20 protein-coding genes are annotated in these 21,780 nt (G+C 57.5%); 1 reads left to right on the top strand and 19 read right to left on the bottom strand.

Features of this window, described 5'->3' with window-relative positions:
* Positions 1 to 315 precede the first annotated feature (315 nt).
* The 16 genes from tyrS to infC all read right to left on the bottom strand — a co-directional run bounded on the left by tyrS (position 316) and on the right by infC (position 18,487).
* Positions 316 to 1,620: a tyrosine--tRNA ligase gene (gene tyrS / locus HMPREF2927_RS01605; RefSeq protein ID WP_070684948.1), complete on the bottom strand. Its 1,305-nt coding sequence runs from the start codon at positions 1,618 to 1,620 to the stop codon at positions 316 to 318.
* A 167-nt stretch (positions 1,621 to 1,787) separates the two neighbouring features.
* Positions 1,788 to 4,082, bottom strand: coding sequence for a HelD family protein (locus HMPREF2927_RS01600; RefSeq protein WP_070684946.1), 2,295 nt, complete (start codon positions 4,080 to 4,082; stop codon positions 1,788 to 1,790).
* A 226-nt stretch (positions 4,083 to 4,308) separates the two neighbouring features.
* The gene (locus tag HMPREF2927_RS01595; RefSeq protein WP_070684944.1) at positions 4,309 to 4,884 is read right to left on the bottom strand and encodes an adenine phosphoribosyltransferase; all 576 of its coding nucleotides are present in this window, start codon (positions 4,882 to 4,884) and stop codon (positions 4,309 to 4,311) included.
* Between the two features lie 133 nt (positions 4,885 to 5,017).
* Positions 5,018 to 6,655 carry an AMP-binding protein gene (locus tag HMPREF2927_RS01590; protein WP_070684942.1) on the bottom strand — a complete coding sequence of 546 codons (1,638 nt, stop codon included), beginning with the start codon at positions 6,653 to 6,655 and terminating at the stop codon, positions 5,018 to 5,020.
* A 148-nt stretch (positions 6,656 to 6,803) separates the two neighbouring features.
* Positions 6,804 to 7,289 carry an arginine repressor gene (locus HMPREF2927_RS01585; RefSeq protein WP_005507137.1) on the bottom strand — a complete coding sequence of 162 codons (486 nt, stop codon included), beginning with the start codon at positions 7,287 to 7,289 and terminating at the stop codon, positions 6,804 to 6,806.
* Positions 7,290 to 7,687: 398 nt separating this feature from the next.
* Positions 7,688 to 8,467, bottom strand: coding sequence for a hypothetical protein (locus HMPREF2927_RS01580; RefSeq protein WP_070684940.1), 780 nt, complete (start codon positions 8,465 to 8,467; stop codon positions 7,688 to 7,690).
* A gap of 192 nt (positions 8,468 to 8,659) precedes the next feature.
* Entirely contained in the window at positions 8,660 to 11,230 is a 2,571-nt protein-coding gene (gene pheT, locus HMPREF2927_RS01575) for a phenylalanine--tRNA ligase subunit beta (RefSeq protein WP_070684938.1), read from the bottom strand.
* Positions 11,231 to 11,233: 3 nt separating this feature from the next.
* The gene (gene pheS, locus HMPREF2927_RS01570; protein WP_070594156.1) at positions 11,234 to 12,361 is read right to left on the bottom strand and encodes a phenylalanine--tRNA ligase subunit alpha; all 1,128 of its coding nucleotides are present in this window, start codon (positions 12,359 to 12,361) and stop codon (positions 11,234 to 11,236) included.
* A gap of 237 nt (positions 12,362 to 12,598) precedes the next feature.
* The gene (locus tag HMPREF2927_RS01565; RefSeq protein WP_005507133.1) at positions 12,599 to 13,120 is read right to left on the bottom strand and encodes a hypothetical protein; all 522 of its coding nucleotides are present in this window, start codon (positions 13,118 to 13,120) and stop codon (positions 12,599 to 12,601) included.
* Positions 13,121 to 13,433: 313 nt separating this feature from the next.
* A complete protein-coding gene (locus HMPREF2927_RS01560) occupies positions 13,434 to 13,916 on the bottom strand; it encodes a (deoxy)nucleoside triphosphate pyrophosphohydrolase (RefSeq protein ID WP_070684936.1) in 483 nt (160 codons plus the stop codon).
* Positions 13,917 to 13,932: 16 nt separating this feature from the next.
* Positions 13,933 to 14,748 (bottom strand): YetF domain-containing protein, encoded by an 816-nt coding sequence (locus HMPREF2927_RS01555; RefSeq protein WP_070684935.1) that lies wholly within the window; start codon positions 14,746 to 14,748, stop codon positions 13,933 to 13,935.
* 18 nt (positions 14,749 to 14,766) lie between these two features.
* Positions 14,767 to 15,687 (bottom strand): cation diffusion facilitator family transporter, encoded by a 921-nt coding sequence (locus HMPREF2927_RS01550; protein ID WP_070684934.1) that lies wholly within the window; start codon positions 15,685 to 15,687, stop codon positions 14,767 to 14,769.
* Between the two features lie 91 nt (positions 15,688 to 15,778).
* Positions 15,779 to 16,780 (bottom strand): TrmH family RNA methyltransferase, encoded by a 1,002-nt coding sequence (locus HMPREF2927_RS01545; protein ID WP_070684933.1) that lies wholly within the window; start codon positions 16,778 to 16,780, stop codon positions 15,779 to 15,781.
* Positions 16,781 to 16,898: 118 nt separating this feature from the next.
* Entirely contained in the window at positions 16,899 to 17,279 is a 381-nt protein-coding gene (rplT, locus tag HMPREF2927_RS01540; RefSeq protein WP_005507127.1) for a 50S ribosomal protein L20, read from the bottom strand.
* A 114-nt stretch (positions 17,280 to 17,393) separates the two neighbouring features.
* Entirely contained in the window at positions 17,394 to 17,588 is a 195-nt protein-coding gene (gene rpmI, locus HMPREF2927_RS01535) for a 50S ribosomal protein L35 (protein ID WP_004006287.1), read from the bottom strand.
* 197 nt (positions 17,589 to 17,785) lie between these two features.
* Positions 17,786 to 18,487 carry a translation initiation factor IF-3 gene (gene infC / locus HMPREF2927_RS01530; RefSeq protein WP_005507875.1) on the bottom strand — a complete coding sequence of 234 codons (702 nt, stop codon included), beginning with the start codon at positions 18,485 to 18,487 and terminating at the stop codon, positions 17,786 to 17,788.
* 293 nt (positions 18,488 to 18,780) lie between these two features.
* Here infC and HMPREF2927_RS01525 point away from each other — a divergent pair, with 293 nt between their 5' ends.
* Complete coding sequence (locus HMPREF2927_RS01525) at positions 18,781 to 19,203, top strand: DUF1844 domain-containing protein (RefSeq protein WP_012903892.1); 423 nt, start codon at positions 18,781 to 18,783, stop codon at positions 19,201 to 19,203.
* 214 nt (positions 19,204 to 19,417) lie between these two features.
* Here the strand turns inward: HMPREF2927_RS01525 and HMPREF2927_RS01520 are convergent, their stop codons facing one another.
* The 3 genes from HMPREF2927_RS01520 to HMPREF2927_RS08870 all read right to left on the bottom strand — a co-directional run bounded on the left by HMPREF2927_RS01520 (position 19,418) and on the right by HMPREF2927_RS08870 (position 21,728).
* Positions 19,418 to 20,200 (bottom strand): HisA/HisF-related TIM barrel protein, encoded by a 783-nt coding sequence (locus HMPREF2927_RS01520; RefSeq protein WP_070684931.1) that lies wholly within the window; start codon positions 20,198 to 20,200, stop codon positions 19,418 to 19,420.
* Complete coding sequence (locus HMPREF2927_RS01515; RefSeq protein ID WP_083311138.1) at positions 20,200 to 20,985, bottom strand: type 1 glutamine amidotransferase family protein; 786 nt, start codon at positions 20,983 to 20,985, stop codon at positions 20,200 to 20,202. The genes HMPREF2927_RS01520 and HMPREF2927_RS01515 overlap by 1 nt, the downstream gene beginning before the upstream one ends.
* Before the next feature lie 119 nt (positions 20,986 to 21,104).
* On the bottom strand, positions 21,105 to 21,728 hold the full coding sequence (locus HMPREF2927_RS08870) for a LysM peptidoglycan-binding domain-containing protein (RefSeq protein WP_083311137.1): 624 nt from the start codon (positions 21,726 to 21,728) through the stop codon (positions 21,105 to 21,107).
* Positions 21,729 to 21,780: the final 52 nt, after the last annotated feature.

The following is a 21,780-nucleotide window of genomic DNA, read 5'->3' as shown; positions in this document are numbered from 1 at the left end:
TTATGGGTACTAAAAAATCTTCAAAAAACTTCTAGAAACCTCAAAAATCTGCGAATTCCCCTCTCGGGAACCCCAAAACAGGGTCGAAAGGCATCCAAAGCCCTCGCCAACAAAGACAAACCAAGAAAACCCAGAGCCAGAGGGCAGCAGAACGATACAAGAAGAGCCCCTCCTGACGGAGGGGCTCTGTGTATATAGGGAACAGAAAAGGAGGGGCACTCCCCCACCGAACATTCAGTACCGAACACTCAGTACTAAACACTCAGCAGAGAAGAACCCCTCCCCCTCTATATGTATAGAGAAAGTCAGAAAAGACTAGACAAGCTCTACAGCGCCCTGGTTCTTCTTACCACGGCGAACCATCGCAAAACGACCGTGCAGCAGATCATCCTTAGAAATCACTGCGTCCTCACCCTGAACCTTCACGCCGTTGACCGAAGCGCCGCCCTCCTTCAGAATGCGACGAGCCTCAGAGTTAGACTTCGCAAAGCCCAGCTCAGTCAGAACAGAAATCATGTCCAGACGATCCTCGGACAGCTTAGCCGAAGGAAGCTCAGCAACCACAGACTCCAAGGTAGCCTCATCCAGAGCAGCGAAATCACCCTTACCAAACAAAGCCTCCGAAGCAGCCACAGCCTGATCAGTAGCCTCAGTACCGTGAACCAGCGAAGTCACCAGGTACGCCAGAGTCTTCTGAGCCTCACGCTTAAACGGCTCCTTCTCAACCTTCTCCGCAAACTCAGCAATCTCAGCACGAGTCAAGAACGTAAAGACCTTCAGACGATCCAGCACATCCGCATCCGCAGTGTTCAGCCAGAACTGGTAGAAAGCGTACGGCGAGCACATCTGCGGGTTCAGCCAAATAGCGTTACCCTCGCTCTTACCGAACTTAGTGCCATCAGAGTTAGTAATCAGCGGAGTACCAATAGCGTGAACGCTCTTACCCTCCACCTTACGAATCAGCTCGGTACCGCTCGTCAGGTTACCCCACTGATCAGAACCACCGGTCTGCAGAGTACAACCGAAACGACGGTTCAGCTCCAGGAAGTCCAAGCCCTGCAGAATCTGGTACGAAAACTCGGTGTACGAAATGCCCTCATCAGAGTTCAGACGCTTCGCAACAATCTCCTTCTTCACCATGGTGCCCACGCGGAAATGCTTACCAACATCGCGCAGCAACTGCAGAGCAGACATCTGACCGCTCCAGTCCAGGTTATTCACCATACGAGCAGCGTTCTCACCCTCGAAAGACAGGAAACGCTCAATCTGAGCACGCAGAGACTTAACCCACTCAGCAACAACCTCAGGAGAATTCAGCACACGCTCAGAAGTCTGACGCGGATCACCAATCAAACCGGTGAAACCACCCACCAGACCCAGCGGCTTGTGACCAGCCAGCTGCAGACGACGCATCACCAGCAGCTGCACCAGGTGACCCAGGTGCAAAGAAGCCGCAGTCGGATCATAACCCGTATAGAAAGTCAGGCTCTCCTCGCTCAGCGCCTTCTCCAGAGCAGCCTCATCAGTACTCACGTGCACCAGGCCGCGCCACTTCAGCTCCTGCCAAATATTCTCGAAGGTATCGTCATTATGCTGCGCGTTGAGGATCTCGGCAGACATGCTTCTCCCATTCACAAGGTAACAACGCCCGAAGGCGCTCGAACAAAATATGTAACAAGCCTAGCACCGCACCAGCCCAAACGCTCAGAAAAACCCAAGCGAGCGCCCAAATCGGTGCGGTACCGGCTCAAAAGAAATAACAGATAGAGGCTACACGAGCCGCAAGGCTACAGACCCTCGGGCATCCGCGAACCCACCATGTGCAGGCGCTGAGTCGGACGAGTCATCGACACGTACAAATCACCCACAGCACCATCAGCATCATCAATCAGCTGCTGCGGCTCAACAATCACCACAACATCAAACTCCAGGCCCTTCGCCTCCCACGGAGTCAGAACCAGCACCTGATTCTCCAACGCAGTCTGCGCGGTACCCGTACGATCAGCATGAGCACGAGCCACAGCCTGAGCCGTCTGAACATACAGACTCGGCGGGCACACAACACCAATCAGAGCACCACCCGAATGAGCAACCTCCTCGCTGACCACGGCAACGGTCTGCTCCACAACAGACTCGGCGGCAACCTCATGAACCAGCGGAGGCCACTGACCCTCACGCACCGCACGAGGCGCAGACACCTCATAGCCAGCAGCCTGAGCAACCGACACCGCCGCCTCAGCAATCTGAGCCGGAGTACGGTAATTAATCGTCAGCTCCTCCAGAGTGAAACGCTCACCCACAAACGGCTCCAACGCCTGCGACCACGAAGAAGCAGCCGCTGCAGAAGACGCCTGTGCAATATCGCCCACAATCGTGAACGACTTCATCGGGCAACGACGCATCAGCAAACGCCACTGCATGGGCGAGAGCTCCTGAGCCTCATCCACCACAATATGGCCGTACGCCCACGTACGATCAGCCGACGCCGCAGCCGCAGCGGTCATACGCTCGCCACGAACCTCATTCATCATTGCAATCTGCTCAGGAGTAATCACGCCATCAGCGCCAATATCCTCCAGCGACTGGTGAACATTCTCCAAAGCCTTCGCCGCATTCTCAAGGTTCGCGCGATGCTCCGCCGCAGCACGAGCCGCTGCAGCCGCACCGGTCACCTTCGAAAAATCACCCAAAAGCTCAGCAGCCTCATCCAGCAGAGGAACATCAGCCTCCGTGAAGGGGGCATCCGCCGGGCGAGCCAGCAGCTCACGCTCAGCCTTCGACAACTCACGAGTCGCAGACTCCAGATAGTGCGGCTTCGAGAACAGCGAGCGCAACAGAGTCTCCGGCGACAGCGGCATCCACGCCAAGTTCAAGGCACGGCGCACATCCATCGAGGCACGCACATCATCCTGCAGATACGGACGCTCCACCACACGACCCGCCGCACGGTTCAGCTGATCATCCAGCTTCGCGGTCAGCTCCTTCAACAGAATCTTCACGAACGTCTCACGAGCCTCATTATGCGGCTTGCCAGTCGAACGAGCACGAGAACGAGCCGAACGAACCATCTCCGGAGTCAGCTCAACATCAGTACCCTCAACATTCAGACGCTGAACCTGAGCCGGTACCTTCTGACGATCCGCCACCGCACGCTTAATAACCTGCACCATGCGCAAATCGCCCTTCAACGCGGCAACCGCGCGGTCGTTCTCAGGCACAGCACGCAAACCCGGGTACAGGGTCGCCAACGAAGCCATCACCACGCCGGTCTCACCCAGCGAAGGAAGCACACGCTCGATATACCACATGAACGAATTCGACGGACCAACCACCAGCACGCCGGCCTTCGACAGGCGCTCACGGTTCGTGTACAGCAGGTACGCCGCACGATGCAGCGCCACAGCAGTCTTACCGGTACCCGGACCACCCTGCACAACACGCACACCCGGTAGCTCCGAGCGGATAATCGCATCCTGCTCAGCCTGAATCGTCGCCACAATATCACCCATGCGGCCGGTACGCTTCTTATTCAACGCCGCCAACAGAGCACCCTCACCGTGGAGGGTGTCCTCATCCTGCAGCATCTCCGAATCGAAGACCTCATCCTCAATATTTACGACAGTCCGGCCCTCAAGCATCAGGTGACGGCGGCGGCGCACACCCATCGGGTGGAAAGCAGTCGCCTGATAGAACGTACCCGCCTCTGGGGCACGCCAGTCCATCAGCAGACGCTGCTGATTGCTATCCGTAATACCAATACGACCGATATAACGCACCGCATCAGCGCCCTCACGGTCCATATCCAGTCGACCAAACGTCAGACGAGAATCCACAGCATTCAGCTGCGCCAAACGATCCTCATAGTGAGTAGCAAAAGAGTCACGCTCCGAACGGTTCTGATGACCGCCCACCGCCTGATTCTTACGCACAGCAGCCAGCTTCTCAGCCGTCTCCTCACGGAGCTCATCCAGGCGAGCATACACGCGAGCAACATACTCGCGCTCCGCAGCCATCTGCTCAGCAAACAGCTTCTCAGCCGCCGAAGAATCAGCAGACTGCTGGGGTAAAGATTCAGATGACACGTAAGCTCCTTAAACCTATGGTGTCTCAAAGACAGGGTGCGACAGGCACCCAAAAATACGGGTCACTATTTTACAGGACAGGCTCCGAAGGGCAGAAATATTACCCCCGTAGAAAACCCGCACCGGCCCATACAGAAAAGTGCCCCACCGGCTCAACCGGCGGGGCACCCCTCATCACTATCAGCTACACACGCCCAACCGGCGGTATGCCTGAAACTCTATAAAACTACTTCGACGGCAGCGGGTACTCAGACACCAAGCTCAGCGTCTCAAGACGGTAACCATCCAACGCCTCACGACCGCCCAGACCATCCAGCTCCAGAAGAGCGCCAACGCCGGCAACCTTCAGGTTCGCGCGCTCCACCAGCTTCGCGGCAGCCACCAGGGTACCGCCAGTCGCCAGCAGATCATCCAGCAGAAGAACACGAGTGCCCGGCGCGAAATCATTACAGTGAATCTCAATCGCCGCGCTACCGTACTCCAGCGCATACTCCTCACGGTACGTCTCACGCGGAAGCTTACCCGCCTTACGAACCGTCATAATGCCGGTGCCGGTAGCGTACGCGAGCGCAGAAGCCAGCAAGAAACCGCGAGCCTCAACACCAGCCACCACATCAAACTGACCCTCAAAACGAGTAGCCAGCTCATCAATGCACGCTTTGAACACCTCAGCATTAGCGAAGAGAGTGGTCACATCGTAAAAGAGGATACCCTCGTGCGGGTAATTCGGAATCGTAGCGCAAACAGCCGGAATCAACTGCTCAATAGGGGTTCGCGAAGCCTCAGAAGCGGGAACGCTCATGCTCTCTCTTTCGTGAAGTGGATAGCCCCGGAAAAAAGCCCGGGAACAATAACGCGGTAGAAGCCGCCTACAAAATTCTACCCTCTTCACCCGCGCTTGTCCTCAGATGAGCGACAAGAACCATCTACCGGGATTAGCCCCACTGAATCAAAACCCGCAAGTCACGCTTAAGAATCTTGCCGGTCGGCCCCAGCGGCATGCTCTCCACCATCACGTAGCGGCGAGGATACTTATACGCCGCCAAACGAGTACGCGCCAACGCATTCAACTCCGCCTGCAACACGCCCTCATCAGCACCCGGACGCGGCATCACCACGGCGACAACCTCCTCGCCCACGCGCTCATCAGGCACGCCCAACACAGCTACCGACTGCACCTGCTCATGGGTATAGAGAACATCCTCAATCTCACGCGGATACACCGAATAGCCGTTACGCAGAACCATGTCCTTAATACGGTCCACAATAAAAATATTGCCCTGCTCATCAACATGAGCAACGTCACCGGTCGCAAACCATTCGCCGTCAAAAACCTCAGCAGTAGCCGCAGGATTATTCCAGTAGCCAGCCATCACGTTCTCGCCGCGTACCCACAGCTGACCGCTCACACCCGGCGCACACTCGGAACCCTGCGGGCAACGGACCTGCACCTGCACGCCCGGCAGCACACGACCCACCGAACCGAGCACCATGCCAAACTCCGCCTGATTAAACGAAACCACCGGCGAAGTCTCACTCAAACCGTAGCCCTCATACACCGGGCACTCAATCAGCGTTTTCAACGCAGAATGCACCGGCGCAGGCAGCGGCGAACCACCCGAAATACCGAAACGGATGCGACCACGCAGTGAGCGCGCACGCTCAGGCTCAGCCTCCAGCGCCGCCGCCAACGACACATACATGCTCGGGACCGCGGCCAACACCGACACCCCGGCATGCTCCATCAGATTCAGCGCGCCGTCAGGGGTAAAACGAGGTAGCAAAGCCACCGTAGCCGACGCCGCAAACGCCGCGTTCATCGACACCGTCTGACCAAACGCATGGAACAGCGGAAGACCACCAAAAATGACATCCTCAGCGGTGAAACCAAAAACGCTCACGCAGCTACGAGCATTCGAGAGGATATTCGCGTGAGTCAGCGTCGCGCCCTTAGGTTTGCCCGTCGTACCCGAAGTGTACAGAATGATCGCCGGATCACTCGCTGCCACCGGGACAGGCTCCAGAACAGCAGCCGCCGGAACGGCAGCCGACGGAGCAGCATCCGACAGCGCGCTATCGGCAGGCGCCTCAAAAGGAGCCACCGGTGAGCCCTCTGCCCCAGTGAAAATCTCGCAACGAACCGAACCGTTCTTCACCGGCACCGTCGAGGTTGCCTCCGACGCCAGACGAGTACCCGCAAAAGCAAAAAGCACCTTCGCCCCGCTATCGCGCAGATGATACTCCAGCTCAGCACCCGACAACAGCGGATTCAACGGAACACAAATCGCACCCGCAGCAACAATGCCGTAATACAACGCCGGCATCAACGCCACATTCGGCATAGACAACGCCACACGGTCACCACGCTCAACACCGAGCGCCGCCAGATGACGCTGGACCTGCGCTGCCGCAGATGCCAACTGCGCGTAGCTCACCACCTGTATATCAGCAGAGTCAGAAGCCGGAATCGCCAAAGCCGCCTTAGCCCCAGAATCAGAAGCAGAACCGGAGCCAGAAGCAGCCTCCGCCAAAAGGTAGGCAATATTGTTCGCTGAATCGTGCATTTCAGACATGATTGAAAACTCTCACCACAAAAATCGGTATATCTAGAAAAAGGAAGCCGAGCTAGAAGCCCACAAAAGAGCCGAAGACAGCAGAAGGGCGTACCTTCAACTGCTCCCCCGAAACATCAGAAGAACAGCGCAAGATACGCCCCAACTACTACTGAGCAGCAGACCAATCCAAGAAGCTCTCGGCAAGCGCAGCCCCACCATTGGGGTCACGAGTAATCACTATTACCGTATCGTCACCGGCAATAGTGCCCATAATCGCTTCAAGACCGCCCTGATCAATAGACGAAGCCAAGAACTGCGCAGCACCCGGAGGAGTACGCAGAACCGTAATATTCGCCGAACCCTCAGCGGTAATCAGCAGCTCCTTGAACAGGGAAATCATACGGGCATCAGGTGCAGTGCCGCCGCCACGACGAGCAGGGTAATTCGGCACAGCATAAATCAAGCCGGCGCCTTCATCACGGATGCGCTCAGCGCCAATTTCAACAAGATCACGGGAAAGGGTCGCCTGAGTAACCTTCATACCATCATCGGTCAGGTACTGCGCCAGTTCAGCCTGGGAGCGGACACGTCGGGTCTGCAACAATTCAACGATGCGTGCCTGACGCGCGATCTTGGTCGAGGGGAAAGGCATAATATCTCTTCTTCCTACGGTGCCAATCACGAATTCAGAACGGAGCTGCCCAACGGTGGCGCAGCGCAACATTCTTTACTACCCAAGATAATACATATGCACATAAATATGCGCGCCAAATATGGATTATTCCAAGATATGGGGGAATTTTCAGGGTTTATCTCACCAGCTGTCACACAAAACACCGCGAATGTAGCGTGTATCTACACATTCGGGCGCATAACCTCGCAATGAATGCATAGCGTGCAAGAACATTGTGGGCTGACGCGTTGCGCCGGTCAAGAGACCTTCCGGTAGGCGAGCGCGAAAAAGGAGCCCGCCTCCAGCAACACCACGTGCGCCAGAAACAGGCTCCCTCAACAAAACGTCAACCGGTCAATCCGCAAGATTCAGAACGCCTAGCGCTCATCCTCCACCAGACCGTCCAGGTCCTCATACTCAACATCGTGCGAACGGCGGTTCAGCCACACAGCAAAACCCAGCCCCAGCAGAAGCACCAGCACCGCACCAACAATACTTGCGATACCGGCAAAACGCTCCGCATTCACGCTGTCTTCAGTCACAGGCTTCAACGTGCCCTTCTCAGCGGTGTAGACGACCTCAAGAGTGTCGTCCTTTTCCACCAACAGGCCATCCACCTCACGCGGGAACTCCGAGGGAACATCACCAGTCTGCGATCCTCGGAACTCAATCGGAGCGCCCGAAGTCACCTGATACTTATCCTTCAGGTTCGACACATACGTCTTACCATTCAGCGCGTCATCAGTCGGCAGGTTGCCCTTATAACGAGCCACATTACCCTTCGTAATCAGGTCAGGAGTCAAATCCTGGTAAGTGCCCTGAATGACCCAGCTCTTACCGGCATACTCGGCGTTATTATTCACCGACGCAAAAGCACGGACACCCGCAATAGCCAAAACAATGGAAAGAATAACCGCAACAACAGCAGAAAGAACCGACAGCCAGTTCACGCCCGGACGGTCATCCAGCTCTTCCTCACTCATCGCGAAAAGAGAGGAGTTCTCTTCCTCATCGTCGTACTCCTCATACTCGGAATCCTCGTACTGAGAATCGCCGTACTCAGCATCCTCGTACTGGGAATCCTCAAAGTAGGTTTCTTCGACCTCAGTAGACTGCGACAGCTCATCCTGTTCGCGCGAGTTCTCTCGATTAGCCATTACTCTCTCCCTCACTTCATCTATCTTCTAGGGTACCCATAACCACATGAGTTCACCACTGAAAGCGCTTATCAACGCTTCATAAACCAACCCAACAGGTAAACCCACCACGCAACACCAAAAGCTACGGGGTGGGAGCCAACAACTCCCACCCCGTCAGCACTAGGCGTTACGCCATAGGGTTAGACCCGGTTAGACACGCGGTTCCGCACCCAGCTGCTCAACAGTCGCAGCCACAGCAGCCTCACGAGCAGCCGACGCCTCATCAGCAGTCAGCGTACGATCCGGCGCGCGGAAACGCAGAGCAAACGCCAAAGACTTCTTCGACTCATCAATACCGACACCGCGGTAATCATCAAAGACGCGGATGTCCTCCAGCAGCTCACCAGCGCCCTCACGCAGAACACGCTCCACCTCAGAAGCAGGCAGATTGCGGTCCACCAGAAGCGCCACATCCTGAGTAGCAGCCGGGAAAGTCAGCACCGGAGTAGCCTGACGCGCCTCAACACGACCAGCGAACAGCGCCGAGAAATCCAGCTCAAACGCGCAGGTGCGCTCAGGCAGGTTCAGCTCCTGCAGCAGCTTCGGGTGCAGCTCGCCAGCGAAACCAACACGCTCACCGGCAGCGTTCAGAACCTCAGCCACACGGCCCGGGTGGAACGCAGTGTGCACACCGTTACGGACCTGAATCTCAGCCGAAACAGCGTCAGCGACCAGACGCACAGCGTCCAGAGCGTCACGCCAATCGTAAGCGCGCGGAGCGGCACCCGGCATCGCCTCGTGCTCAGTACCTGCAAACAGACCAGCAACGAAAGTGGGCTGCTGCGGAATACCGGCGTTCAGATCAGCCAGAACCTCATCCGACGGGCGCGCGCCCAGCGGCGGAATAGACTCCGAACCCAGCTGCTCACCCGGAATGAACACGTGACCCGCCTCAAAAATAGCCAGGTTCTTGAAACCACGAGACAGGTTACGCTTCAGAACCTCAACCAGGCCCGGCAGGAGCGAACGGCGCATCCAGCCCTCAGCCGAAGAAATCGGGTTCTCCAGGCGAACCGAAGGAACCTCAGTCACCGGGTTCTCAGGGGTGCTCACCCACGGAGCCGACCACAGGTTGTTCGCATCAGCCGACACGAAGGGGTACGCGAACACCTCAGTCAGACCGGATGCCGCCAGCGCATTCAGCGCACGACGCTTACCCGCCTGCTCCGGAGTGTAACCGCGGCCCGCAGGAGCCACCGGCAGAGTCGAGGGGATGTTCTCGTAACCGTCAATACGTGCGATTTCCTCAGTCAGATCCTCCTTCGCACGCAGGTCAGTACGCCACGACGGGACAGTCACCGCGTAACCAGACTCGGTACGCTCCACCGAGCAACCAATCTCACGCAGGCAAGACTCAATCTGCTCCGGCGAGTAATCCACGCCAATACGACCAGCAGTGTAGTCAGCAGGCAGATCAATCACGACCGGCTCGTAGCCCAGGGACACGTCGGTTACGCCCGGCTCCACCTGAGCACCAGCCAGCTCAACCAGCAGCTCAACCGCACGCTGAGCAGCCGCAGCCTGAATCTGCGGATCCACGCCACGCTCAAAACGCTTCGAGGACTCAGAAATCAGCTTGTGACGGCGAGCGGTACGAGCCACCGACACCTCATCAAAACGAGCAGACTCCACCAGAATGCGGGTAGTCGAATCGGTCACCTCAGTCGAGGCGCCACCCATCACACCGGCAAGACCAATCACGCCGGAATCATCAGCAATGACGATATCCTCGGGGTGCAGGGTACGCTCAACACCATCCAGGGTCACCAGCTTCTCGCCAGCAGCGGCACGACGCACCACAATCTCACCCTGAACCTTGTCAGCATCGTAGAAGTGCAGCGGCTGACCGGTCTCCAGCATCACGTAGTTCGAAATATCCACCGGCAGCGACAGCGAGCGCACACCCGCCAGACGCAGACGCGAAGACATCCAGGTCGGAACCGGCGCATCCGCCTTCACGCCCGACACCTCACGCATCACGAAGCGAGTGCATGCGGGGTTACCGTGAATCGGGGCGTCATCACGCAGAGCAACCGGGTGACCGGCGTCGTTAGCCTCCGGGGCGCGATCGCCGTACGCCAGCACAAAATCCTCAAAGGAAGAACCGGTAGCGTGGCACCACTCGCGAGCAATACCGCGCAGGGAGAACGCGTAACCGCGGTCCGGGGTCACGTTCACCTCGGCAGCCTGATCGTACAGGCCCAGCAGCTCCATCGCATCGGTGCCAAGCTCCGGGTCCAGGCCCAGGGTCGAAAGCACCAGGATGCCGCCGCGATCATCGCCAATACCCAGCTCACGAGTCGAAGCAATCATGCCAGCCGACTTGTGACCGTAAGTCTTACGGGCAGTAATCGCGAAACCACCGGGCAGAACAGCGCCGGGCAGGGTCACAACAACCTTGTCGCCGGGTTTGAAGTTGTGGGCACCACAAATAATGCCCTGAACGCCGGAAGGCTCAATGCCCTTACCGGTCAGAGTCTGCTCCTGACCTTCCGGAACCACACGCACCTGGCACCAGTTCACGGTCTTGCCATTCGAGTGGGTCTCCGGCTCCATAGAGAGCACCTGGCCAACCACAATCGGGCCGGACAGCTCATCAGAGGGGCGGTGAACGTCTTCTTCTTCCAGGCCAACCTTCACCAGGGTTGCCATCAAATCTTCAGCCGAAGCATCCTCAGCTACAGGCACGAACTCGCGCAGCCATGACAGGGGTACACGCATAATTTAGATCTCCATCCCGAACTGCTCAGAGAAACGGATGTCGCCTTCAACCATGTCATGCATGTCAGCGACGTTGTTACGGAACATGAGGGTACGTTCAATACCCATACCGAAAGCGAAGCCCGAGTACTCCTCAGGATCAATACCCGCAGCACGCAGAACATTCGGGTTCACCATGCCGCAGCCGCCCCACTCAATCCACTGCGGGCCGCCCTTAGCATTCGGGTGCCACAAATCCAGCTCAGCGGAAGGCTCAGTGAACGGGAAGAAGTTCGGGCGCAGGCGAATCTTAGCGTCCTCACCGAACATGGCGCGTGCCATGTACTCCAGGGTGCCCTTCAGATCAGCCATGGTCAGGCCCTTATCCACGGCAAGACCCTCAATCTGGTGGAAGACCGGGGTGTGGGTCGCGTCCAGCTCATCGGTGCGGTACACCTGGCCCGGGCACACAATGTACAGCGGCAAATCACGCGAAAGCAGCGAGCGCATCTGCACCGGCGACGTGTGAGTGCGCAGCAGCAGGTGAGCGTTCTTCGGCTCAACGTAGAAAGTATCCTGCATTTCGCGTGCCGGGTGATCCGGCTTAATGTTCAGAGCGTCAAAGTTGTACCACTCAGACTCCAGCTCCGGGCCGTCAGCAACTTCCCAACCCATACCGACGAAAATGTCAGTCAGGCGCTCCTGCATCAGAGCAATCGGGTGGCGGCCGCCCAGGGAACGGCGAGGCGAAGCAGCAGAAACGTCCACAGCTTCCTCAGCCAGGATGCGAGCCTCACGCTCAGCCTCCAGCTCAGCGGTACGAGCCTCAATAGCCTCAGTCAGGGCTGCACGAGCCTGACCCATCAGCTTACCCACCGGGCCCTTGTGCTGGTTCTGAAGATCACGCATCTGGCGGTTAGCGATGCTCATGATGCCCTTCTCACCGAAGAAGCTCAGGCGCACCTCCTTGAGGCTGTCAAAGTCCTTAGCCTTCTCGCGAATCTCCTGGCGGGCACGCTCACGCTCAGCCTCAAAAGCCTCACGGATAGCGTCCAAACCGTTCTCGGGGTTCTCCTCCAGAACCTGCGCAATGCGGGCGAGAACCTGAGCCGGGCCGTTAAGACCCTCGTGTTCCTGCACGGAATCGGTCATTGTCACTCTTCTCTGCATACCACCGGCACTATGCCGGCTGGCTCGTTATACACCTTAGGTAGCACCGCCTGCTCTCCCCCGGCTACCCACACAGGGTGCGGGACAAGGGGAAGGCGACGGGCGCATATCCTATCCATTTTAGACCAGAGAAGGAAGCGTAAACAGCAGAACGCCCGGATAGTCCATCCGGGCGTTCTAGAGTATATCTTTTCAACAACAGGGTTGAAGAGGGCGCTTCTACTTCAGAGCCTGCTTCACAGCCGGGTCAAAAGAAGCACGAATCCACAGCACGTTCGCAATGAACCATGCCGCGTACAGGGGCACGAAGCCGTAGCGCTGAGCGTCAATGACATTACCAATCAGAGACATAATCGCCACGAACGCACCCAGAATTGCAAAAATCAGACCGACAGTCAGGCCCAGACGCTTGCCCTTCTGAATCGTGAAGTACACCCAAATGTACACAACCGCAGAAACAACCAGCAGGCCGATACCGCCTGCAACGCCGAACTCCGGCAGACCCTTCAGCGGGGACAGGTTATCCGGTGCAAACGAGGAAATAACACCGTGAATCAAGCAGAGCAGCGCGGAGACAATCATAATCTCCTGCAGACGCAGAATCTTCGGGTGCTTGGTCGGCGAGTGGAACAGAATTCCGCGCGGCTCAGCGCCGCCTTCCTGAATATAAATAGCTTGAGTGTCCGAGGGAACCGCGTCGGAGCGGTAGGCACCCGGATCAAACGGGGGTTGAGCAGTCATCATTGTCTCCCAATACGTATGTGATTTCTCCCTCAATACTACCCGCCTACCGATTGGTTTCCAAAGTATGTATCCGTGTCGAACCCATATATGACAAAATCCCCTCCCCAACAAACACACAAGTCAGGATTACACGGCGCATAAATCACCCTCAAAATATGAATAAAGGCGGGACTCCCCACAGGGAATCCCGCCTTCAAACAGTGTCAAAAAAGATAGAGAAAATTTATCCTGTTACCGCCGCGAATTTGTCACACAACGGCGAATTAGCCTCGCAACGAACTAGCGCAGAGCATTAGGTCAGACCTTGGGTCTACGCCTCACCAGTGCCAGTGTCCTGCAATTGCTGCAGAAGAGCCACAACAATCGGCAAATCCGCCGGAATCCACGGCAAACCCAGCAGGTCATCGTACGCCTGCGCGTCATCCTTAGACTTCGGCAGCGGCATCCACCGCAGCGCGCTATGATCTTCCAAAGTATCCGGAGTACCCGAAAGAATCTCCGCGAAGAACACGCGCATCGCCAGACGCTCGCTCAGACGCCAGCCCTGCGGGTACGCGCCGGGCACCTCAGCACCCAAACGCGCCTGCACGCCCAGCTCCTCTGTCAGCTCACGCACCAGCGCCTGCTCGCAGCTCTCCCCCGGCTCGACCTTACCGCCCGGGAACTCCCACATGCCGGCAACAGTCTGCGGCTCAGAACGCTGAGCCACCAGCATACGGGTCGGAGCCTCCAAAGAATCAACCACGGCGGCGCCAACCACCTGAACCTCAAACGAGGGCGACACTTCACTCATCTTTCTCTACCTTCTTCTACGCTTTAGAATCCTTCGTCGGATGCGCATCCTCAGCAGCGTGCTCCGCTACTTCCTTCTTAGCATCCTCAGTATCCTCCGGCTCAGGAGCTTCCTCCACGCCTTCCTGCCACTCTTCTTCCTTATCATTCATATTCGAGGCTTCTGCCACCTCACGGCGAATAGTAGTGCCGTCATTGAGCAGAATGAGCAGGCGGTTACCGTTCTTGAACTCCATGAGGAAGACATCCTCAAGTTCGACCTCAGCCGCACGCAACTGCAGGTACACCCAATCCTCGGTCTTGTGCGCATCCGCGATATCGCGAGTGACCAAGGTACCCTTCACAATCAGAGCAAAGTTCGGCACACCGTCGCCCTTACGAATCACACTCAGCACACCATTCGGCTCAATCTGAGCGAACTCAATGTCTTCCAGGTCGTAAATACCCTGCGCACGAAGGTCAGCAATCAGGCGCATCGGATCAAGAACCACATCTGCCTGCTGGAAGCTCTTAATATCGATATCGCCATCCGTAATGACCGGCACGCGCTGCTCACGCACCGCCATATGCAGAAAACGAATCTTCGTGGTCGCCACGTTCAGCAGCTGAATCATGCACAGCGTAAACACCATGTAGATGACAAAGTAGAACAGGCTAATCTGCTTGCTGTACAACACGCCACCGAACACACCACCCACGACAAAGTTACCGATGGTATCAATCGGGGTCTGGTGCCCCGCCTGAGAACGGTGAGTCAGACGCAGGTACACCAAAAGAATGATCAGGCCAACGAAAATCTTTAGCAAACCATCAACGATCATCTCAACGGTCATAACGAAAATCTCCTAGAACTAAGCCCGGAAAATATCCGGCTCCAAATAAATGATGCGCGCCGCAGGAACAGCCTCACGAATACGCACCTCAGCAGCGTCAATCTCATCAGCTACCGCACGACCGGTGTCAGCATCATGAATACGAATCTTTGCCGCCACCAGAATCTCCTCAGGACCCAAGTGCACGGTCTTAATGTGGATAATGCGCTCGCTATCGCCATCCTCAATCGCCGCACGAATCTTCGCCAAATCCTCCGGAGAAGCAGCCTCACCCAAAATCAGGGACTTCATCTCCACCGCAAGGAACACAGCAATAAAGACCAGCAGCACACCAATAGCCAGGGTACCGAACGCATCCCACAGACCATTACCGGTCAGCAGAGTCATGCCCACACCAAAGAGTGCAAAAATCAGACCCAGCAACGCGCCCGCATCCTCCAACAGAAGCACCGGAAGCTCCGGGTTCTTCGAAGTACGCAAGAAACGCATCCAGCTCTGCTTGCCCTTCAGATCACGCGACTCCTTCACCGCCACGCGGAACGAATTACCCTCCAGCAGGATCGAACCCACCAGAACAGCCACCGGAACCCACTGCCACTCAGTAATACCGTGCGGATCATGCAGCTTCTCATAACCCTCATACAGAGCGAACAAGCCACCCAGGGCAAAGATAATAATCGACACAATAAACGCGTAAATATAGCGGTTACGGCCATAACCAAACGGATGCTCCTCATCAGCCTGCTTCTGCGAAGCGCGACCGCCCAGAAGAAGCAGAAGCTGATTACCCGAGTCAGCCACCGAGTGAATAGCCTCCGCCAACATCGACGAAGAACGAGTCAGCGCAAAAGCCAAAAACTTCAGCACCGCAATACCCAGGTTCGCACCCAGCGCGGCAATAATCGCGCCCGAACCCGAATGACCAGAAGGAGCAGACATAATTTCCCTTTCTCAGCCCTAAACTAAAACTCTAAAGCCCATGATGCTAAAGCGGCCCACCGCTGTACCACAGCCGTGAACCGCCCAAAACCTAGCGAGAAACGCCGCGCTGAGCCATCGCCGAAGCATACAGGCACACAGCAGCAGCCGTACCCACATTCAAAGACTCAGCCGAACCATAGACAGGAACAGCCACGCGCATCGTGGCGGCAGCCTTCTCTTCAGCATTCAAGCCCTGCGCTTCATTCCCGAAAAGCCACATCGTCGGCTTAGAAAGATCAAAATTACCCTTCACGCCAGAGGGGGCACTCGCCTCCACACCGGCACGACGAGCCGCCGTGTACTCGCTCAGCTCCTGCAGATTCACCGCACCATAGCCATCAGCAGCCAGCACAGCAGTACCCTGAGACTTCACATCCTCCGCGAAATCCTCCAGCTGAACGCCCTGAATAATCGGCACATGGAACAGCGAACCCGCCGTAGAACGCACCGTCTTCGGGTTATACAAATCCACCGAACCCTTAGTCGTAATCACCAAGTCAGCACCGGCCGCATCAGCCACGCGAAGAATAGTGCCCGCATTACCCGGATCCTGCACACGAGACATCACAGCAATCAGCTTCGGGTTCAACGCGCCCTCACCCCACAGCAGCGAGAACGACGCATCCACCATAAAGGAAACCGCAATAATACCCTGCGGGCTCACCGAATCAGCCATCGCCTCCAGCACCTCATCGGTCACCACACGCATAAAGACGCGGCGGCCCTCCTCCGGGGTGGGAGTGCCGTACACCTGCTCCAGCAACTCAGCAATATCCTCATGACGGTCAAAAGCCGCCTCCGTAACGTAGACAGCATCCAGAATCGGCTTCTTCAGATGCGCCTTCAACGCCTCACGCACAGCCTGCGGGCCTTCCACCAGGAACTGGCCCTTCTTCGTGCGGGCAGCGCGGGTACGCAGCTTCGCAATATCGCGCACACGATCTGCCTGCGGATTGGACATCACAACGGGGGTACTAATACGTTCAAAAAAGTTCACTCTTAAAGGGTACAGGCAAAGGCACACCCAAAAACGCAGAACAGCCACAAGCACAACCCCCAGATACGCAGAAAGCGGCCGCCCACACTCAAAAGTGCAGACGGCCGCTCACGACGCTTAAACATCCTACCCCGAACCTAGATCTTCGAGGTAAGAACACAACCTAGGCTAATTAAGCCTTGGGAGCCGAGGTGTCCTCGGGCAGGTTGTTCTTAGCAATCTCAACCAGTGCGTTGAATGCAGCAGGCTCGTTAACAGCCAGCTCAGCCAGCATACGGCGGTCAACCTCAACACCAGCAGCCTTCAGGCCCTGGATGAAGCGGTTGTAGGTCAGGCCCTGTGCGCGGGAAGCAGCGTTAATACGCTGAATCCACAGGCGACGGAAGTCACCCTTCTTCTTACGACGGTGGTCGTAGCTGTAAACCAGCGAGTGAGTGACCTGCTCCTTAGCCTTACGGTACAGGCGAGAACGCTGACCGCGGTAGCCGGATGCACGATCGAGAATAGTACGGCGCTTCTTGTGCGCGTTAACCGCGCGCTTCACACGTGCCACGTGTGTCTCCTTCGTCTTATGTCCTGAACAGCTCACATATCACGCTGAACAGGAGCGAGTCTTTAATCAGTGCGCACCACTATCGGTGCGCCAGGTGCAGAGAGTAAGCGTTGCTTACTTACCCAGCATCTTCTTGACAACCTTTGCCTGGCCGCCGGTAACGATCTGGTCAGAAGCCAGACGACGGGTCAGACGAGAGGACTTGTGCTCCAGGTAGTGGCGACGGTTCGCCTGCTGGCGCTTAACCTTGCCGCTACCGGTGAGCTTGAAGCGCTTCTTAGCACCAGAGTGGGTCTTCTGCTTCGGCATAGCTGCCGTTCTCCTTACATTCACCCCCCGCCACAACGGCGGGGTAGCTTAGTGGGGTTGAGCGATACACGCATCAGCCCCAAGGACCAAAGGTGAGGCACCCCTGACGAGGTGCCTCGGAACCGGCACCGGGTGAACCCGCAACACCCACCCAACGGTGGAGGCGCGTGCCCATCCTAAAGTGACGACCCGGTTCCCTACTCGGCGGAAGCCTGTGCCTTCAACTCGGCAGGCATAGCGTCTGCCAGAGAATTAGTTACGGGCTTCGCCTTGGTCGTGTCAATACGCTCGCGACCCTTGCGACCGCCGGCGCCCTGCTCACGGCGAGCCTCTGCCTTACCGCGAAGCGGAGCCAGAACCATCACCATGTTGCGGCCATCCTGACGGGGACGAGACTCAACGGTGCTCACCTCAGCCAGCTCAGCCGCCAGACGCTCCAGCAGACGCACACCCATCTCGGGGCGCTGCTGCTCACGACCACGGAACTGAATCATTGCCTTGACCTTGTCACCACCGGAAAGGAAACGACGAGCGTGTCCAACCTTGGTTTCGTAGTCGTGGGTATCAATCTTCAGGCGGAAACGGATCTCCTTCAGAACGGCATTAGCCTGCTTCTTGCGGGATTCACGAGCCTTGATTGCGGCTTCGTACTTGTACTTACCGTAATCCATGAGCTTGCACACGGGCGGCTTCGCGTTCGGGGCAACCTCGACCAGGTCGAGTTCGGCGTCCTCAGCCAGACGCAGAGCGTCCTTCAGAGGGACAACGCCTACCTGCTCGCCACCGGGACCGACAAGACGGACCTCGGGAACGCGGATACGATCGTTAATGCGTGGTTCGCTAATGACTAGCTCCTGTGCTCTGTGGGTTTCCCCGTGAATACTATCCGTTGCGGGCACTAAAAAAGCCCCCGCAGTCACACAAGCGGAGGCACAAACCAGCGTACGCCGAAAGCGGCGCACGAACCCGTTCACCTTAAAACTCGCAAACTAACGCCTGCGGCGGTCAACCGGGTGGGAGGCATGCTCCACTTGCAAACTGTCTACAACCATACCGCAGAATCCTCGACAGGCGCAAGGAAATAGACGTAAAACACCATAAAAATTGCGGTCCTGACCGCGGGAAGTCCACGGACGCGCCCACTCTTAAGGACGCATTTACCGAAACAAACGAAATATGAGATTCTAGGACTATGAGCACTGAAAACACGAGTTTCCGCTTCACCGCGGAAGAAGAAACCCCCGTACACGGCCACACCGAACTCACCGAAGAGCAGGTCGAAGCCGTCAACGAACAGCTGCGCGACATCGCAGACGTACCCGCCATCGAAATCATCAGCTCCGCAGCCATCCACATGATGAGCGCCGCAGCCGTCAAGTGCGGCCTCGCAGCCGACGAAAACGCCGACGACCTCAAGGACCTCGACGAAGCACGCAAGCTCATCACCGCGCTGGCAGGCCTCGTCACCGCCGCAGCACCCGAAATCGGCTCCCAGCACGCAGCGCCCCTGCGCGACGGCCTGCGCACCCTGCAGCTCGCATTCCGCGAAGCATCCCCCTTCCCGGACGAGCCCGGCAAGGGCCCCGGCGAAAAGCTCACCGGTCCGGTGTACTAAACCAGGACGCACGCTAAACCAGCTGGTCTACTAAGCCGCAACCTGGTTTATGTCATCACGAAGCCCCGTCTTCCTCAGTACGAGGGAGGCGGAGCTTCGCCACATATAAAGCCTGTGCGAGCCTGTGCGGATAAGAAATCTACGCGGGCTAGATAAGCGGACTGGCGCGAACCGGTAGCTTTAGCGGGCACCAGATGTAGCGGGAAGAGTAGCTTTAGCGGGAGCCAGCAGCCTCAAGAGCCTGCTCAAAACTAAAGTTGCCCACATACAGCGCCTTACCAAGCACCACGCCCTCCAGCCCATAAGGCACCATGGAACGCAGCTTCTCAAGATCAGCCAGCGATGCCACACCACCGGACGCCACCACCCGACAGGCGCTCTGGGCAAGCACCTCATCCAGCAGCTCCGCACCGGGACCCGCCAGAGAACCGTCCTTGCTCACATCCGTAACGATATAGCGGCGCACGCCCGCGCCCTCCAGCCAAGCCAGCGCCTCCGCCAGGTCAGGGCCCGACCAGTCGGTACCGCGAGCCACCGTCACCCAACCCCGCTCGGGGTTGTAGCGGGCATCGAGCCCGAGGGCAAGAAGATCAGAATCCACGTAACGAGCCAGGGTGTCTTCAAGCCAGGAAGAATCCGCCAGAGCCGCACTGGTCACGTTCACGCGGTCCGGGTTCAGGCTCAGGGCGCGCTCCAGACTCTCAGCATTACGCACACCGCCGCTGACCTGAATACGAACCGGAGCGGAGTCGCGGGCATTCTCGGCACGGACGGCGGCAACCACCTCAGCCAGAACCTCAGTATTCGTGCCGCGACCAAATGCCAAATCAAGGTCAACCAGGTGAATCCAGCGAGCACCAGCCTTCACCCAGGTCAGAGCCGCCTCAACGGGGTCAAGGCGCTGCTCACCACCGGACAGGGTGCCACCCACCGGGCGCACCGCGTAGCCTTCAGAAATATCAACAGCGGGCAGAAGTTCAAGAGCGGGTGCAGACATTAGTTACCTCCCGCCGCAGTAGCGGAGTCGCCAGAAGACAGAGACTCAGAAGACAGGCGACCGGTCACCGCCAGGGACGCAACCCAGCGGCGCATAAACTCTGCCCCCAGCTCGCCAGAACCTACCGGACAGAACTGCACCGCCGTCAGCGGACCGTTCTCAACCGCCGCGATATAGGCGGGCTCGGTGACAGTCCAAGTCACCGCGGGAGGGGCAATATATTCAATGCTCTGATCAAAAGCCCATTCAAAAACGCCGTGCTCAGATTTGAAGTGAGCCTCGCCCTCAAGATCCTTGAGCAGTGCACTATCGGAGGAAGAACGCAGGGCAGAAACACCGGGTACCAGATCGCGGGTAGAAAGCTCCACGCTCTCACCGGGCCACTCCCCCATGCACTGCACCTGAACCTGCCCCATCTGCGGATGCTCCACCGTAACCGAGTCGAAGAGGCAGCTCAGTGCCGCACCGGCAACCAACACCGGACGACCGCCAGCAACACGGCGACCAATCACGCGCTCAGCGTCCTTAGCTTTCAGATCTTCATACGCCTCAAGAGAGCTCGCACCGCCGGTAACCACCATGCCGTCAGCCTCACGCAGCTGATCGGGCACAGCGGTCACGATGACGTCCGCCCCCTCATCCTGAAGAAGCTTCACCAAGGCGCCACGAGTTCCCGGTTCCCCCAAAACGGCAACCACAGGACGAGCGGTCTGAGCATTCTGTACAGATTCAGTTTTCTGTGCAGATTCAGTTTCGGTGAGTGTGGGTTCAACGGGAACAGGCATCGGTGCGCTCCTATTTCATAGGCTCAAGATTTTGGCTCAAGCGCTCTAGCTTGAGAGATAGAGGATTCGGAGTCAAGACATCAAGCTCATGCAGAAGCCAACCACACATGGGTCCATGCTTATCGCTGAGTCTGAGGAATTTCCAGACGCTGACCGGCATCAACAGAGGCGCTAGTCAACGAGTTCAACTCCATAATACGAACCACAGTATCACGGGTGTCACCCTGCGGATCCACCGCCTGAGCAATATCCCACAGGGTCTCACCGTGCTTGACCACAACGACGGTTCGAGTCACCGAAGCGTTCTCCACGGAGGCTGAAGCCGCCGGGCTAAAGAAGCTAATAGCACCGAGCACAATCAGCGCCGCCAAAGTCAGCAGAGGCAGACCCTTCAGAAAACCGCGCACAGTGCCAAGACGACGAATAGAAGCGGGAACCGCGCGCAGAAGCTCGCCGCCCTTAGCCAGAAGAGCACTCTTCACGCCAGGTACCTGCGCCGCAGAAGATGTCTGAGCAGAAACGGCGGGAGCGTGGGCGGGCTGAGCCACCTGCGCAGGACGGGGTGCATGAGCCGCACGAGAAGAGCGAACAGACTGCGAAGACGCAGGCACACGAGAACGCCCCTGCACGGTGCGGGCGGACACGGTGCTGGCGGACGCAGTGCGGGCGGGGTGAAGTACCACCAAACCTGCCGGAAGGTGCGCAGAAGTGCCACGAGAAGCAATAGGTGCTGCAGTAGTCATTGTGGTTCCTTTCTCTCAGCTCGCCCCCCCCCCCCCGGGCTCCCCCCCCCCC

This window comes from Rothia sp. HMSC061E04 (genome assembly GCF_001813685.1).
Lineage (GTDB): Bacteria > Actinomycetota > Actinomycetes > Actinomycetales > Micrococcaceae > Rothia > Rothia mucilaginosa.
The sequence above is the reverse complement of the archived record's forward strand: the minus strand, read 5'-3'. Positions and strand labels throughout refer to the sequence as shown.

Bases quoted from the DNA above. Each gene is read 5' to 3' on its own strand.
- tyrS (WP_070684948.1), bottom strand. From the start codon at position 1,620: ATGTCTGCCGAGATCCTCAACGCGCAGCATAATGACGATACCTTCGAG.
- HMPREF2927_RS01595 (WP_070684944.1), bottom strand. From the start codon at position 4,884: ATGAGCGTTCCCGCTTCTGAGGCTTCGCGAACCCCTATTGAGCAGTTG.
- HMPREF2927_RS01590 (WP_070684942.1), bottom strand. From the start codon at position 6,655: ATGTCTGAAATGCACGATTCAGCGAACAATATTGCCTACCTTTTGGCG.
- HMPREF2927_RS01585 (WP_005507137.1), bottom strand. From the start codon at position 7,289: ATGCCTTTCCCCTCGACCAAGATCGCGCGTCAGGCACGCATCGTTGAA.
- HMPREF2927_RS01580 (WP_070684940.1), bottom strand. From the start codon at position 8,467: ATGGCTAATCGAGAGAACTCGCGCGAACAGGATGAGCTGTCGCAGTCT.
- pheT (WP_070684938.1), bottom strand. From the start codon at position 11,230: ATGCGTGTACCCCTGTCATGGCTGCGCGAGTTCGTGCCTGTAGCTGAG.
- pheS (WP_070594156.1), bottom strand. From the start codon at position 12,361: ATGACCGATTCCGTGCAGGAACACGAGGGTCTTAACGGCCCGGCTCAG.
- HMPREF2927_RS01565 (WP_005507133.1), bottom strand. From the start codon at position 13,120: ATGACTGCTCAACCCCCGTTTGATCCGGGTGCCTACCGCTCCGACGCG.
- HMPREF2927_RS01560 (WP_070684936.1), bottom strand. From the start codon at position 13,916: ATGAGTGAAGTGTCGCCCTCGTTTGAGGTTCAGGTGGTTGGCGCCGCC.
- HMPREF2927_RS01555 (WP_070684935.1), bottom strand. From the start codon at position 14,748: ATGACCGTTGAGATGATCGTTGATGGTTTGCTAAAGATTTTCGTTGGC.
- HMPREF2927_RS01550 (WP_070684934.1), bottom strand. From the start codon at position 15,687: ATGTCTGCTCCTTCTGGTCATTCGGGTTCGGGCGCGATTATTGCCGCG.
- rpmI (WP_004006287.1), bottom strand. From the start codon at position 17,588: ATGCCGAAGCAGAAGACCCACTCTGGTGCTAAGAAGCGCTTCAAGCTC.
- HMPREF2927_RS01525 (WP_012903892.1), top strand. From the start codon at position 18,781: ATGAGCACTGAAAACACGAGTTTCCGCTTCACCGCGGAAGAAGAAACC.
- HMPREF2927_RS01520 (WP_070684931.1), bottom strand. From the start codon at position 20,200: ATGTCTGCACCCGCTCTTGAACTTCTGCCCGCTGTTGATATTTCTGAA.
- HMPREF2927_RS01515 (WP_083311138.1), bottom strand. From the start codon at position 20,985: ATGCCTGTTCCCGTTGAACCCACACTCACCGAAACTGAATCTGCACAG.
- HMPREF2927_RS08870 (WP_083311137.1), bottom strand. From the start codon at position 21,728: ATGACTACTGCAGCACCTATTGCTTCTCGTGGCACTTCTGCGCACCTT.